Here is a 12,664-nt window from a genome sequence, read left to right on the forward strand (position 1 = left end):
CGGCTGCGACCGCCCGTCAGGACGTGCCGTCGAGCAGCGGCGGCGGCGCCTGCAGGTCGATCGCCCGCAGGGTGACGGCGTGCTCGACGCCGAGCAGCCGCCCCTGGGCGCGGGTGACCGCGGGGATCAGCTCGGCCGGGGCCGGGTGCCACGGCAGCAGCGCGAGGTACTCGCGGTGGGCCTCGAGGGACGCGATCGAGCGCTGCAGCGGCTCCCCCGTGACGTCGACACCGTGGGTCGGGTGCGGGTCCCCGGAGACGAGCAGCCACCGCACGGTCCACGGCTCGAGGCCCGCGTCCAGCAGCTCGGGGAAGACCCAGCGGTTGCCGGCGTCCCGCACCGCGTCGGCCGCGGCGAGCCCGGCGGCGCGGTGGTCGGCCTGGTTGAGCCCGATCGGCGTGTCCTGCTCCCACGACCCGGTGAGCACGGCGTCGGGACGGTGGCGGCGGATCGCGGCGGCGATGTCGCGCCGCAGGTCCAGCCCGTACATCAGCACGCCGTCGGGGTGCTCCAGGAACTCGACCTGCGTGACGCCCACCGCCAGGGACCCGGCGACCTGCTCGCGCGTGCGGATCTGCGCGGTCCGCGCGGGGTCGGACGCGTCCATGCCCGCCTCGCCCCGGGTGAGCAGCAGGTAGGCCACGTCGATCCCGCGGGACGTCCACGCGGCGACGGCCGCCGACGTGCCGTACTCCAGGTCGTCCGGGTGCGCCACGACGCACAGCACGCGGGTCAGTGCCTCGTCGGGCAGGGGCGGCAGCGTCGTCGGCTCGGCCATGCACCCACGCTAGGGGTCGGCACCGGGACCGGCACCCGGGGCGCAGCCGTCAGCGGGCCGCCCGGTCGGTCGCGCCGTGCGCGGCGAGCGCGGCGTCGAAGGCGGCGAGCACGGGCGGGCTGAACAGCACGAAGCGCACGGTCCGCACCGACGAGCCCGCGTGGCCGTCCAGCCACCCGCGGGCCGCGCCCACCGCGACCTCGGCGGCCTCGGCCGCGTCCCACCCGTAGGCGCCCGCGCTGACGGCCGGCAGCGCGACGCTCGCCGCACCGAGGCCCGCGGCGACGTCGAGGCTCGACGTGACGCACGACGCCAGCAGCCCGGGGTCGGTCTCGCCGCGGTACCGGTTGGGCCCCACGGTGTGCACGACCCAGCGGGCGGGCAGGTCGAACCCGGGCGTGGCCACGGCCTGCCCCACGGGCAGGCCAGCGGGCAGCGTGGTCGCACGCAGCTCGCGGCAGGCGGAGAGCAGCCGCGGTCCGGCGGCGCGGTGGATCGCCCCGTCGACCCCTGCGCCGCCGAGCAGCGAGGAGTTGGCGGCGTTCACCACGACGTCGACGTCCTGCTGCGTGATGTCCCCGAGGACCGTCTCGATGGCCATGGCGTCATCCTCGCGCGGCGGTGCGGGCCGGGCGACCCGCACCGGCGCCACGGTGCCCTGGGACGTGGCGAGGCCCCTCGGACGCTTACTCCCGAGGGGCCTGGCCCGGGCGGCAACGCTACGGCGGGCCGCCACGCGGACGCGCGATGCGCACCCGCGTGTCCACACATCGCGTCCACAGGGCTGTGTCTGACGGGTGGGTTCGCAGGTCGGCCTGTGGACGGTCCTGTGGACACAGCGGTGGATGAGATCGGTCCCACAGGACCCTTGTGGGCGTGCGGCGGCAGGTCTACAACTGGGTGATCGGCTTCGACGGATCGCGCACCACCAGCACAGACGCTCCCCCCGGAGTGCCCGCGGGTGGTGGACGGCCGTCGAGGACGGACCGACCGGAGAACGCGCGACGCCGCGGCGAGGAGACCCGCCGACCTGTGGATGACGACACAGGGGCAAGCACCGGCACCGGGAGGTCGATCGTGGTCGTCCCGCCCGCAGCGGACCCGTTCGCCGGGCCCTGCGGGTACGGGACGGAGCCGCGTCGTCAACGGCGGCGTCGGTCACCGGACGGTGACGCACGACCCACGGTCGCCGGAGGCCCCTCGGACGCTTACTCCGAGGGGCCTTCCGGCGGCGGCTCAGTCCGTCGGCGCCGACTCGACCAGGATGGTCACCGGGCCGTCGTTGACGAGCTCCACGGCCATGTCGGCGCCGAAGCGGCCCGTCGCCACCTCCAGCCCACGCGCGCGCAGCGCCGCCACGACGGCGTCCACGAGCGGCTCCGCGACCGCACCGGGGGCTGCGGCGTTCCACGTGGGGCGGCGCCCCTTGCGCACGTCGGCGTAGAGCGTGAACTGGCTGACGACGAGCACCGGCGCCCCGACCTCGACGGCCGAGCGCTCGTCGCGCAGGATCCGCAGCTCGGCGATCTTGCGGGCGACGACCTCGACCTGCGCCGGCCCGTCGCCGGGCGTGACGCCGACCAGCGCGAGCAGCCCCGGCCGGTCGATCTCGCCGACGACCTCCCCGTCCACGCGCACGGCGGCCCGCGTGACGCGCTGCACGACCGCCCTCATCGCACGTCGCCCGTCACGCGTCCGGCCCGAACGTCGCCCGCACCGCACCCACCGGTCGTCCGTGCCCCAGCACGGGGGTGCGGCCGGCCCCGGCGACCAGCGCCGGGTCGACGCCCGCGACCGCGAGGGCGGCGGCCAGCACCGCGGCACGCGGCCGGCCCGACCCGTCGAGGACCTTCAGGGCGACCGCGCCGCCGTCCGGCAGCCCTGCGGCGTACACGCCGTCGGCACCGTCCTTCGCGACCAGCCCCGGCACGGCCGTCATGAACGCCGTCACGTCACGGCCCGTCCCGCCGACGTGCCACGGGTGGGCCGCCATGGCTCGTCCGACGCGCGCGGGTGCGGACCCGTCCTGCGGGTCGTGCGCCGCCGCGGCGACGCTCCCGAAGGCGCGCGCGAGGCCGCGCAGCGTCGTCGACAGCAGCGGCGCCCCGCACCCGTCGACGGTGACGTGGTCGACCGGCACACCGGTGGCCTGCGACGTCGTCGCGACGACGGCCTGCTGCAGCGGGTGCGCGGGGTCGAGGTAGTCGTCCGTCGACCAGCCGGCGGCGCGGCAGGTCGCGAGCATGCCGGCGTGCTTGCCGGAGCAGTTCTGGGTGAGCGACGCCGGGCCGTGCCCCTGGGCCCGCCGCTCCCACGCGGCGTCCGGGTCCAGCGGCCAGTCCGGGGTGTTCTGCAGGTCGGCCTCCGTCAGGCCGGCACCCGCCAGCAGGCCGCGCACGACGTCGAGGTGCGCCTCCTCGCCCGAGTGGCTCGCGCACACCAGCGCGAGGTCCGCGCCCGCCACGTCCAGGCCGTGGTCGAGCATGGCGACGGCCTGCAGGGGCTTGAGCGAGGACCGGGGCCACACGACGGCGTCCGGGTCCCCCAGGGCGTGCCGCACCGACCCGTCGGGTGCCAGGACCACGACGTGGCCGAGGTGGACCGACTCGACGAGGTCACCGCGGTGCACCCGTGCCAGCGGCTCGGCGCGGGCGGCGACGTCGGTCACCACCCGCCCCGCGAGGGACCGCCGCCCCGGCGGCGCGAGTACGGCGCGACGGCGGGACGCACGTCGACGAGGTAGATGATCGCGGCGGCCGCGCTGGCCAGCGCGAGCATGCTCGGGAAGCGCAGCGGCAGCCCCAGCGGCGGCGGGATCGAGATGAACGCGACGACCGTGGCCGCGACGAGCACCCACGTCCAGAACGTGCGCGTGCGCTTGCCGGCCGCGGTGAACGCGCCGGCGGGACGACGCAGGCAGTCGACCAGCGCCCACGCGCTGAGCCCGAAGATCACCACGTAGAAGACGAGGAACAGGAGGATCTGCAAGGACCCGATGATGCTCACGCCCAGGAGCCTACGAGGTCGGGGGTCCGGGCGCGGCCGCTCACCGCCGCGGCACCACGGTGAGCCCTTCGGCCCGCGCGGCGGCGGCCAGGTGCTCGTCCCAGGCGACGACCAGCAGGTCGGGCGAGCGCAGCGCCAGCGCGGACGCGAGGTGCACCGCGTCGGCGGCCCGCAGCGGGTGGACGTCGACGAGCCGTGCGGCCTCGTCGAGCACCGCGGGAGCCGTCGCGACGAGCCGCAGGCCCGGTCGCAGGCGGTCCCACGCCGCCGTCGCCATGCGGGCGTCGTCCTCGTCGAGCAGCCCGGCCCGGCGCCCCGACGCGAGCACGGCGCGCACCTCGGCGTCCGCGAGCCGCGACGTGGCGACCAGGTCCGCGCCGTCCCACACGGCCGCGACCAGGTCGGTCCCCGGCTCGACGACGCACAGCTTCACCAGCGCGCTGGTGTCCAGGTACGCGAGGGCCACGACGTCAGCGCCGCAGCCGGCGCACGAGACCCGACACCGCGCGTCCGGGGCGCGCGGCGCGGTCGGGCTCCGCGGCGGGCCGCTCGCCGTCGGCGGACGTCAGCAGGCCGTCGCGCTCGAGGCGCGCGACGAGGTCCGCCGACCCGATGCCCACGAGCCGCGCGACGGGCACGCCGCGCTCGGTGACGACGACGTCCTGCCCCGAGCGGGCCGTCTCGATCCACTGCCTGAGCTCCGCGCGCAACGCGCTGACCGCGACCTCCATGCCGCCCGACGCTACCGGTGGCCTGCGCGTCGTCCCGTCCGACCCGCCCGACGCGGCCGGACCCCGTCAGAGCTCGGGCAGCGTGGCCCGGGCCCCCTCGGGATCGGCACCCGCGGCCTCCAGCAGGTCGACGACGAGCGAGCGCAGCAGCAGCACGAGCGACTGTGCCTGCCAGTCGTCGGGCGCCAGGGTGTACGGGTCGAGGCTCGCCGCGACGCCCAGGAGCCGCTCACGGGTCGGATGCGGGTCCTGCCCCGTGCCGAGCGCGAGCGCCAGGTCGTCCGTGGCGCGCGCGGCCGACCCGACCACGTCGGCGACGTGCGGCAGCCCCGGCGCGACGTGCCCCTCGTCGACCGCGGCGATCGAGCGCCGCGCGAGCACGCGGGCGCTGCGCATCGCGCGGTCCAGCAGCACGGACTGCACCACCATCGCGTCGAGCTCGCCGCGGTGCCGCCGGTGGGCGGGCGCCAGCCGCACGAGCTCGGCTGCCGAGCGCGCCGCGTCGCGCCACTCGTCGAGGGCCGGCTGCGACGCCCGCCCGGTGAGCAGCGCCGCCTCGACGTCGTCGACCGAGCGGGTCCGCAGCCCGCGCGCCAGCACGTCGAGCACCTCGGTCAGCTCGTGGACCGCGGCCTGCGCCAGCGTCCGGGGGTGCCGGCGCGGGTCCGTCGGGGTGAGCAGGGCGACCGCGAGCGCGACGACGCCGCCGACGAGCGCGTCGATCCACCGCCCGAAGGGCCCGCCGCCGATCTGCGGCAGGCCGACGATGACGATCGCCTGCACCCCCGCCTGCGTCGTGAGCAGCGCCCCACGGTCGAGGAACCTGCCGACCAGCGCCGACGCCGCCAGGACGAGGGCCATCTGCCAGATGCCCGACCCGATGACGTGGACGACGAGGTCGCCGGCAGCGACGCCGATCGCGACCCCGATGGCGAGCTCGGCGACGCGGCGCACCGACCGGTCCCGCGAGAACCCGAGCGCGATCCACGCGGCGACCGGCGCGAAGAAGGGCATCTCGTGGCCGAACACGTACAGCCCGATGCCGTACGAGAGCCCCGCGGCGGCCGAGGCCTGCAGGATCAGCGCCCACGACGAGCGCACGCGCGCCCACCCGGCCCGCACGCGCGACCCCAGCTGCAGGCGCAGCATCACGCGCGCCGGCAAGGGCGCGCTCACCGCCGTCCACCCCCGCGGCCCGCACCGCCACGCCCACGCAGCGTGCTCACCGCCCGGCGCAGCCCGCTCACCCGCCGAGCATGGGATGCCCGCCGAGCCCGCGGGTCAGCGGACCCCGCGCGACGGGCCGGTCGGGCGTCACGCCCTCGCCGGCCACGATGACCTCCTGGCCGGCCGCCACGGCACCGCCCTCGCAGTCGGCGAGCAGCACGGCGTCCTCCGGCACGGACCGCTTGACGACCGCGAGGGCCACCGGCCCGAGCTCGTGGTGCCGCGCGACGGTCGTGACGCGTCCCACGGGCCGGCCCGGCTCGGCCGCGTCGGCGCCGCCCGCGGTCGGTGCGGCCGCGCCGGGCAGCCGCACGGCCGCCCCCGCGTCGGGCAGCAGGTGCCCGGACCCGTCGAGGTGCAGCATGACGAGACGCCGCGGCGGCCGGCCCAGGTTGTGCACGCGCGCGACGGTCTCCTGCCCGCGGTAGCAGCCCTTGTGCAGGTGCACCGCGGTGCGCAGCCAGTCCAGCTCGTGCGGGATCGTCCGGTCGTCGACCTCGTGGCTCGTGCGCGGCCGCCACGCCTCGACGCGCAGCGCCTCGGACGCCCACGTGCCGACGAGCGGCCAGCCCGCCGCCTCCCGCGCCCGCACCTCCTCGACCAGCCGCTCGCGCGGCACGAGCACGAGGCGCCACCGGCGGTCGGCACCCGGGTGGGCGTCGTCGTCCGGTCCGTAGCGGGTGCCGCCGGCTGCGGTGCGCGGCCACGGGTCGCGCCACGTGACCGGCTCGTCCGGCGCGCCCTCGGCGTCGACGGGCTCGGCCAGCGCGGCCCAGGCGTCGGTGGCGTCCGCGACCTCGACGCGCAGCATGAACCGCATGCGGTCGAGCCAGGCGGCGAGCGCGGGCGCGGTCTCGGTGAGCAGCCACGTCGTCGTGCCGTCGTCGACGACGCCGGCCGCGTGCTCGACGTGGCCGTGCGGGTCGAGCACGAGCAGCTCGGTCGACGTGCGCGGCGCGAGCGTGGCGACGTCCTGGCTGGTCAGGGAGTGCAGCCACGTCAGACGGTCCGGGCCGGTGACCGTGACCACGCCGAGGTGCGACTGGTCGACGACCGCGCCGCCGCGCATCAGCGCACGCTGCTCCGCCGTCGGGTCGCCGTAGTGCCACGCGACGCCCGCGTCGGGGCCGCCTGCCGGGACGGCGCCGTGGCGCGCCAGCAGCGGGCTGCGGTGCCGCGGCACGGCCGGTCCCTGCGGGGAGTCGGTCATGTCAGCCGTCCACCCGGGCCAGCCGGGCCGAGGCGTACGGCTGGATCGGCTGCCCGAAGGCCGCCAGGTCGTGGGCCCACATCAGCTCGCCGTTGACCATGCCGTACAGCCGCTTGCCGGCCGTGACGACCGCGCCGGTCGCGGTGTGCGCGACCAGGTCCGACGCGAGGTCGATGCGCCCGTTGCCGACCTCGCCGACGTACACCGCGACGTGCCCGGACGGGTCGGCGAGCAGCAGCTCGACCGGGTGCTTGTCCGGTGCCAGGTCCGCGGGGCGCTCGGGCGGGACGCGCCAGTAGCCGGCCTCGGTGGACCACACGGGGCCGTCGGTCGCCTCCGGGGCGCCCGCGGGCGCCGCGTCGGGGTCGCCCGCGGCCGGGGCGTCCGGGTCGAGGTCGGCGGCGTCGTCCGGTGCGACGACGAGCCGGGTCGTGGTCCGGTACGCGAGGTAGGGGCCACCGTCGTGGGTGATCTCGAGCTCCTGCGTGAAGGCGCTCTCCTCGATCCCGGGGTACCCCACGACGCCCTCGCCGCGCCAGCGGCCGACCAACCAGGCGAGCGGGTAGACCTCGGGGGCCAGGCCCTCGGGCAGCACGAACGGCACGGTGCCTCCTCGGCTCGGGCGCGCGTCGGCGGTCGCCGACGCTCACGGGCGGCAGGTGACCGGCGGGTCACCCGCGTGGCGCAGGTCAGCGCCGAGGGCTCAGCGCTGGCCCTTGTAGAGGCGGTAGGCGACGAAGCCCGCGAACCACGCGATCGTCAGCGTGGCCAGCACGAGCAGGCCGATGAAGAAGCCCTCGAGCGCAGTCATGCACCGATCCTAACGACGTGAGCGGCCAGGATGCTCCCGCGCGCGGTCATCAGCCCGCCAGGACCCGTCCGGCGACGTACACCAGGAGCCCGCTGACGGTCACCGGGACGACGGTCACGGCGATCGACGGCAGGCGTCGGGCGAGGGCCGGGAACCGGTCGAACAGGGCGTCGAGCGCGGCCACGAGCAGCCCGATGCCGACGCCCAGGGCGCAGCCGGCGACGAGCTCGACCGCCGGCAGCAGCCAGCCCACGAGCGTCCCGCCGCCCGTCGCGGCCGCGACGGTGATCAGGTAGACCAGCCACCTGCGGGCACGCAGGGCCACGACGGCCGACCCCAGGGCGAGCGCGACGGCCCCGGCGACGACGAGCTCGGCCCCGCCCTCGAGCCGCGCGGTGGCGACCCACCCGGTGACGCACACGGCGAGCACGGTGCCGGCGACGGTGCCGGACACGGACTCGACCATCCGCAGCCGGCCGTCACGGCGCAGCAGCTCGTTGACGAACGCGAGCACGACGGCACCGGCGAACACGAGCGCCATGTGCTGCAGGTACGGCTGCTCCGCGGTGAACGTCACGGCGACCACGGACCCCAGGCCACCGAGCGCGACGACGGCCACCGCTCCCGGGGTGAACGGCAGCCCCGCGAGCGCGGGCCAGCCGGCGGCCAGCAGGACCACGAGCACCGCGCTGACCACCGCGAGGGGCAGGACGCCGACGTACCCGGCGACGGCGACGACGGCCGCCAGGACGGCCGTGAGCACGGACCGGGTCTCGATGCTCATCGCGGACCCCGGCGTCGGCCGTCCTGTCGACGGCTCACGGGCCGGTCGGGTCGCCGGCAGGTCGGGCGGTCGTCGTCAAGCACGCGGGCGATTCTCGCAGACGCGGCGGCCGGGACCCGACGCGCGCCCGGACGGGTGGCCTGCGCGGGCACCCGGCGCAGGTGGGGCCTACCACGCGGTAGCGTGTGCCCCCTCGCAGCCAGGAGGTGACAGGTGGCGGATCTGCTGCTGCTCACACCTGCGTCCGGCGGCTCGGCACAGGTGCTTCCCGCGTTGGGGCTCCTGTCCCACCGGGTCCGGGTGCTCCCCGTCGAGCCGTCCGCACTCGTGGACGCCCCGGACGCGGACATCGTCGTGCTCGACGCGCGCCGTGACCTCGTCACCGCACGGACCACGTGCCGGCTCCTGCGTGCGACGGGTCTGACCGTGCCGCTGGTGCTCGTGCTGACCGAGGGCGGTCTCACGGTCGTCACCGCGGAGTGGGGCGCGAACGACATCGTGCTGGAGCACGCGACGCCGGCCGAGGTCGAGACGCGGTTCCGGCTCGTCATGGAGCACGCCGCGTCGTCCTCCTACGACGACGCCCCGCAGGAGATCTCGTCGGGCGAGCTGACGATCGACGCCGGCGGGTACACCGCGCGGCTGCGGGGGCGGCCGCTGGACCTCACGTACAAGGAGTTCGAGCTCCTCAAGTACCTCGTGCAGCACCCGGGCCGCGTGTTCACGCGCGCGCAGCTGCTGCAGGAGGTCTGGGGCTACGACTACTACGGGGGCACGCGGACGGTCGACGTCCACGTGCGTCGGCTGCGGGCCAAGCTCGGGCCCGAGCACGAGCAGCTCATCGGCACGGTGCGCAACGTGGGCTACCGGTTCGACCCGCCCAAGGACCGGCGCCCCGCCGAGGACCGCAGCGACGTCCCGGAGCCCGCGGGCGCCTGAGCCGTCGCGCCTCCCCGGGCGGTCGTCGCGCGCGCTCGGTAGGCTGGTCTGCGGTGCGCCGGGAAGTCTGGTCGGCAACGACTCGACCGACCCCTTCCGAGAGGTGCCCCTGTGCCCACTGACCAGCCCGGGACCGAGCGGCCCGCGCGCACCCTGTTCGCCGCGCTGAGCCCCGGCAGCGAGCGCAACCTCGCCGACACCCTGCGCGACGAGCGCACGGGCGGCCTCCTGCTCCTCGCCGGCGCCCTCGCCGCCCTGCTGTGGGCCAACCTCGCACCCGAGTCGTACCGCGCGGTCAGCGGGACCGTCATCGGGCCGGCCGCGCTGCACCTCGACCTCGACGTCGCGCACTGGGCGGCCGACGGCCTGCTCGCGGTCTTCTTCTTCGTCGTCGGGCTCGAGCTGAAGCGGGAGATCGCCGTCGGCGAGCTGCGGCACGTGGCGACGGCGGCCCTGCCCGCGGCCGCGGCCGTCGGCGGCATGATCGCGCCGGCGGGGATCTACCTGGCCGTCAACGCCGCGATGCCCGGCGGGGCGCCGCAGGGGTGGGCCGTCCCGACGGCGACGGACATCGCGTTCGCGGTGGGGGTCCTGGCGATCGTCGGGCGGGGCGTGCCCGTCGCGCTGCGCGCGTTCCTGCTGACCCTCGCGGTCGTCGACGACCTCCTCGCGATCGTCATCATCGCGGTGGGCTTCACCGACGCCGTGGCCGTCGGCCTCGTGCTCGGCTCGCTCGCGTGCGTCGCGGCCTTCGCGCTGGCCCTGCGCCGCGGCCTGCGCTCACCGTTCCTGCTCGTGCCCCTCGCGCTCGCGGCGTGGGCGCTGCTGCACGCGTCCGGCGTGCACGCGACCATCGCCGGGGTGCTCCTCGGCTTCGCCGTCCCCGCGCTGCCGGGGTCGCTCACCCGGGGAGCCGCGGGCGACGCACCCTCCCTGGCCGAGCACTACGAGCACCTGTGGCGGCCGGTGTCCGCCGGGTTCGCCGTGCCGGTGTTCGCGCTGTTCGCGGCCGGCGTCACCATCGAGACGGCGACGATCGGGGCGACGTTCGCTCAGCCCGTGGGCCTCGGCGTCGTCCTCGGGCTCGTGCTCGGCAAGCCCCTGGGCATCACGCTCGCGACGCTCCTGGCCTCCCGGTTCACGCGGGCACGGCTCGCGCCCGGCCTGGGCTGGTGGGACGTGATCGGCGTCGGCCTGCTCGGCGGCATCGGCTTCACCGTGTCGCTGCTGGTCGGCTCGCTCGCGTTCGGGACGGGGACCACCGAGGCCGACGAGGTCGTCGTCGGGGTCCTCGCGGCGTCCCTGCTCGCCGCGCTCACCGGTGGTGCCGTGCTCGCGTGGCGCGGGCGCGTGCACACGTCACGTGCCGGTGACGTCGCACCGCCCGACGCCGCCGAGCGCGCCGCCGACCCGCAGGCGCCGCCGGCGGTGCCCGACACCGGTGCGCCGGCACCGGGGACGACCGAAGAGCACCGCGAGCCGGGGGCGAGCGGGTAGGTTCGCACCCGATGACCCCCGTCGACTCCGCCACGCTCCTGATCGATGGCCCCTGGGAGCACCGCTTCGTGACCGCGAACGGCGCACGCTTCCACGTCGCCGTGACGGGTCCCCAGGACGCCCCGCTCGTCCTGCTGCTGCACGGCATGCCCCAGCTGTGGTGGGCGTGGCGCCACCAGCTGCCGGTGCTCGCCGGCGCGGGGTACCGCGTCGCCGCGATGGACCTGCGCGGGACCGGCGGGTCGGACAAGCCGCCGCAGGGGTACGACGTCCCGACGCTCGCGGCCGACGCGGCGGGCGTGGTCCGGTCGCTGGGCGCCGGGTCGGCGGTCGTCGTCGGCTCCGGGACGGGTGGGGACGTCGCGTGGGCCACGGCCGCGTACCACCCGGACGTCGTGCGCGCGATCGGCGTCCTGGGGGCGCCGCACCCGCTCGACGCGGTGGCGCTGCCGCGCCCGGCCCTCGGCCCGTCGGCGGCCGCGCTGCTCGCGTTCGCGCAGCTGCCGTCCCTGCCCGAGCGCGCCATGACGCAGGGCGACCTCGTGGACCGGATGCTCACGCACTGGGGCGGGGTGCCCGGCCTGCCGGACCGCCTGGCGGTCGAGACGTACCGGCGGGCCGTGCGCGTGCCGTTCGCCGCCCACAGCCAGCTCGAGCAGGTGCGCTGGCTCGTGCGGTCCATGCCCCGGCCCGACGGCAGCCGCTACCGCGCGGCGCTGCGGGCGGCGCGCCCGGTGCCCGTCCTGCAGGTGCACGGTCTGCGCGACGGGCTGCGGCCCGCGTCCGGTGCGGCCCTGCGCGCCGGCACCGCCGAGCTGGCGCGGCCCTACCGGTTCGAGCTGCTGCACGGCGCCGGGCACTACCTGCCCGACCAGGCCCCGGGGCTCGTCGGCGAGCTGCTCGTGGACTGGCTGGCGGAGGTCGACGCCGTCAGTCCCTGACCATCTCCGCGGCGACGACGGGATCCGTCTCGCCGATCCCGGCCGAGGGGCACATCGTGGCCACGGGGCACGCGCCGCACGCGGGGCGCCGCGCGAAGCAGGTGCGTCGCCCGTGGAAGATCAGCCGGTGCGAGGCCATGGTCCACTCACGCTTCTCGAGGAGCGCGCCGAGCTCGGCCTCGATGACGACGGGGTCCTCGCTCGTCGTGTAGCCGAGGCGCTGCGACAGCCGCTGCACGTGCGTGTCGACCGTGATGCCCGGGACGCCGAACGCGTTGCCGAGGACGACGTTGGCCGTCTTGCGCCCCACGCCCGGCAGCGTCACGAGGTCGTCGAGCCGCGCAGGGACCTGGCCACCGAACCGCTCGACGAGCGCCGCGCCGATCCCGCTGACCGACCGCGCCTTGGCCCGGAAGAAGCCCGTCGGCCGCAGCACGTCCTCCAGGTCCTGCAGGTCCGCGGTCGCCATCGCCGCCGCGTCGGGCCACCGGTCGAACAGCTCGGGCGTCGTCTGGTTCACGCGGACGTCCGTGGTCTGCGCCGACAGCACGGTCGCGATCAGCAGCTCGAACGGGTTGCGGAAGTCCAGCTCGCACCGCGCGTCGGGGTACCTCACCGACAGCGCACGGTCGACACGGCGGGCACGCCGCGTCCGGGCGAGCTGGCTCTCCTGCACGGTGGCGTCCACGCGGTGAGCCTACGTGGCGTACGCCACACCGGGGGCCCGGGACGGCGACGTT

Annotated in this window: 15 protein-coding genes; 3 read left to right on the plus strand and 12 right to left on the minus strand. The window is 76.7% G+C overall.

Translation table 11 applies throughout. The features are described 5' to 3' along the window. Positions 1–16: 16 nt before the first annotated feature. From NP075_RS16385 to NP075_RS16435, 11 genes are all read right to left on the minus strand, one after another. Positions 17–778 carry a PIG-L deacetylase family protein gene (locus tag NP075_RS16385; protein ID WP_227566388.1) on the minus strand — a complete coding sequence of 254 codons (762 nt, stop codon included), beginning with the start codon at positions 776–778 and terminating at the stop codon, positions 17–19. A gap of 49 nt (positions 779–827) precedes the next feature. Beyond that, complete coding sequence (locus tag NP075_RS16390; protein ID WP_227566387.1) at positions 828–1,379, minus strand: O-acetyl-ADP-ribose deacetylase; 552 nt, start codon at positions 1,377–1,379, stop codon at positions 828–830. A gap of 635 nt (positions 1,380–2,014) precedes the next feature. Next, a complete protein-coding gene (gene dtd, locus NP075_RS16395) occupies positions 2,015–2,452 on the minus strand; it encodes a D-aminoacyl-tRNA deacylase (protein ID WP_227566386.1) in 438 nt (145 codons plus the stop codon). Between the two features lie 13 nt (positions 2,453–2,465). Beyond that, positions 2,466–3,449 (minus strand): asparaginase, encoded by a 984-nt coding sequence (locus tag NP075_RS16400; RefSeq protein ID WP_227566385.1) that lies wholly within the window; start codon positions 3,447–3,449, stop codon positions 2,466–2,468. Then, positions 3,443–3,784 (minus strand): DUF2516 family protein, encoded by a 342-nt coding sequence (locus NP075_RS16405; RefSeq protein WP_227566384.1) that lies wholly within the window; start codon positions 3,782–3,784, stop codon positions 3,443–3,445. Before NP075_RS16405 ends, NP075_RS16400 begins: the two co-directional genes overlap by 7 nt. Positions 3,785–3,824: 40 nt before the next feature. Then, on the minus strand, positions 3,825–4,250 hold the full coding sequence (locus NP075_RS16410; protein ID WP_227566383.1) for a type II toxin-antitoxin system VapC family toxin: 426 nt from the start codon (positions 4,248–4,250) through the stop codon (positions 3,825–3,827). Between the two features lie 4 nt (positions 4,251–4,254). Next, entirely contained in the window at positions 4,255–4,515 is a 261-nt protein-coding gene (locus NP075_RS16415) for a type II toxin-antitoxin system Phd/YefM family antitoxin (RefSeq protein WP_227566382.1), read from the minus strand. Positions 4,516–4,581: 66 nt separating this feature from the next. Continuing rightward, on the minus strand, positions 4,582–5,691 hold the full coding sequence (locus NP075_RS16420; RefSeq protein ID WP_308054153.1) for an FUSC family protein: 1,110 nt from the start codon (positions 5,689–5,691) through the stop codon (positions 4,582–4,584). A gap of 67 nt (positions 5,692–5,758) precedes the next feature. Next, positions 5,759–6,952 (minus strand): CAF17-like 4Fe-4S cluster assembly/insertion protein YgfZ, encoded by a 1,194-nt coding sequence (gene ygfZ / locus NP075_RS16425; RefSeq protein ID WP_227566381.1) that lies wholly within the window; start codon positions 6,950–6,952, stop codon positions 5,759–5,761. A 1-nt stretch (position 6,953) separates the two neighbouring features. Next, on the minus strand, positions 6,954–7,556 hold the full coding sequence (locus tag NP075_RS16430) for a heme-binding beta-barrel domain-containing protein (protein WP_227566380.1): 603 nt from the start codon (positions 7,554–7,556) through the stop codon (positions 6,954–6,956). Between the two features lie 256 nt (positions 7,557–7,812). Then, positions 7,813–8,547: a hypothetical protein gene (locus NP075_RS16435; RefSeq protein ID WP_227566379.1), complete on the minus strand. Its 735-nt coding sequence runs from the start codon at positions 8,545–8,547 to the stop codon at positions 7,813–7,815. A 213-nt stretch (positions 8,548–8,760) separates the two neighbouring features. Here NP075_RS16435 and NP075_RS16440 point away from each other — a divergent pair, with 213 nt between their 5' ends. From NP075_RS16440 to NP075_RS16450, 3 genes are all read left to right on the plus strand, one after another. Continuing rightward, positions 8,761–9,486: a winged helix-turn-helix transcriptional regulator gene (locus tag NP075_RS16440; protein WP_227566378.1), complete on the plus strand. Its 726-nt coding sequence runs from the start codon at positions 8,761–8,763 to the stop codon at positions 9,484–9,486. A 111-nt stretch (positions 9,487–9,597) separates the two neighbouring features. Further along, positions 9,598–10,983 (plus strand): Na+/H+ antiporter NhaA, encoded by a 1,386-nt coding sequence (gene nhaA / locus NP075_RS16445; RefSeq protein WP_227566377.1) that lies wholly within the window; start codon positions 9,598–9,600, stop codon positions 10,981–10,983. Between the two features lie 11 nt (positions 10,984–10,994). Next, positions 10,995–11,924 (plus strand): alpha/beta fold hydrolase, encoded by a 930-nt coding sequence (locus NP075_RS16450; protein WP_227566376.1) that lies wholly within the window; start codon positions 10,995–10,997, stop codon positions 11,922–11,924. On the opposite strand, the gene nth is transcribed toward NP075_RS16450, so the two are convergent. Further along, positions 11,914–12,612 (minus strand): endonuclease III, encoded by a 699-nt coding sequence (nth, locus tag NP075_RS16455; RefSeq protein WP_227566375.1) that lies wholly within the window; start codon positions 12,610–12,612, stop codon positions 11,914–11,916. The genes NP075_RS16450 and nth overlap by 11 nt on opposite strands. Positions 12,613–12,664 lie beyond the last annotated feature (52 nt).

Source organism: Cellulomonas wangsupingiae (assembly GCF_024508275.1).
Taxonomy (GTDB): Bacteria; Actinomycetota; Actinomycetes; order Actinomycetales; family Cellulomonadaceae; genus Cellulomonas; species Cellulomonas wangsupingiae.